The 1,468-nt window shown below is 65.4% G+C and carries 1 protein-coding gene; it reads left to right on the forward strand.

The features are described 5' to 3' along the window. Positions 1 to 151: 151 nt before the first annotated feature. Positions 152 to 1,468 (forward strand): fused MFS/spermidine synthase (locus PVW27_RS21460; RefSeq protein ID WP_274561239.1); only part of this gene is annotated, 1,317 nt, incomplete at its 3' end.

Below are 1,468 nucleotides of genomic sequence, written 5' to 3' on the forward strand. Positions count from 1 at the left end.
TATGATTTTCCCGATGCCCTGATCCCGACCGGCGTTGCCATCTTTGACCGTATCCGGGCCGGATTGCTGGGCCTTGTCCCTGCACCTGCAAACTGATGCGGTGGCAGGCAGCAGCCGTCATGTCAGCTGTGCCCAAAGCCCGGAGGTTGTCATGCAGTTCTGGATAACCATCGGCTTGATCCTTGTCCTGTCGGCCCTTGGCCTGACCTATGAGATTGCTGCGGGGCGCGTGCTGGCGCCGTTCTTCGGCACATCGCTGCTGACATGGACCACGGTGATCGCCGTCGTGCTGGCGGGCTTCTCGCTGGGCAGCGCGCTTGGGGGGCTGGTGGCCGAACGCGAACGTCATGTCGCGGCTGCTGCCCTGCGCAAGGCGCTGATCGCGACGGCGGTGTTGATGGCGCTGTCGCCCACCGTGCTTGGTCTGATCTATGCCTGGGGCGCGCGGGGCACATGGGGCATGTCGCTGGCCGTGATCCTGGCATTCTTCCCGGCCTCGGTGCTGGTCAGTTTCCCGTCACCCTTTCTGGCGAAAATGGCGGTCGAGGCGCGACCGGGCCGCGAAGGTTCCTCGCTGGGGATCGTTCTCGCCGCAGGCTCGCTGGGGGCGATTGTCGGCGCGATCCTTGCGGGTTTCGTGGCCCTTCCCCTTGTCGGGTCGGTCGCCACTTTCGCGGGCTGCGGCCTTGCCGCCTTGCTCTGCATTCCCTTCATCAAGGGCAAGGCGCCTGGTGCAGACGAGCCCGGCGCAGGACCAGCGGCGCGCACCTCGCACAAGACCCTGGCCTCCATCGCGGTGGCCGCAATCCTGATCATGGCGACGATGGCCAGCGGCGCGGTCTGCCGCTATGAATCCGGCCTGTCCTGCATCGACGTGGTGCGGCAGGGCAGGGTGATCTATCTCTATTCCGACCGCACCCTGCAAGCGGCGGAACAGACCGTGCCGCAGGCCGAACAGGCCGAGACCTCACGCTCACTTGTCATGCCCTATACCCAATGGCTCTGGTCGCGGATGGACAACGATCTGGGGCCGGCGCCTTCTGTGCTGTTCATCGGTGGGGGCGGTTATTCTCTGCCCACGAAACTGCTGGAAGCACGCCCCGGATCGCGCGCCGTGGCGGTCGAGATTGATCCGCTGGTCACGCAAGTTGTGCGCGCCCATCTGCCTTGGGCGGCGGATACCATCGCGCAAAAAGGTTTCGATGCGGGCGCGGACACTCCCGGACGTGCAAGCGACACGGGACGCCTCGGGATCGTCCATGCGGATGGGCGGGTCTTCCTGAACGAGACGGATCGCCGGTTCGATGCCGCGGTGATGGATGCCTTTTCGTCCGAGTCGGTGCCCGCCCATCTGGCGACACGCGAAACCTATGCCCGGCTTGCCGCGATTGTGGATGGTCCGGTCTATGTCAACCTGATCGACCTGCCGGACGGTCGCCTTGTGCGCGGGGTCCATGCCATCTTGCGC

Source organism: Seohaeicola sp. 4SK31 (assembly GCF_028802875.1).
Classification (GTDB): domain Bacteria; phylum Pseudomonadota; class Alphaproteobacteria; order Rhodobacterales; family Rhodobacteraceae; genus Seohaeicola.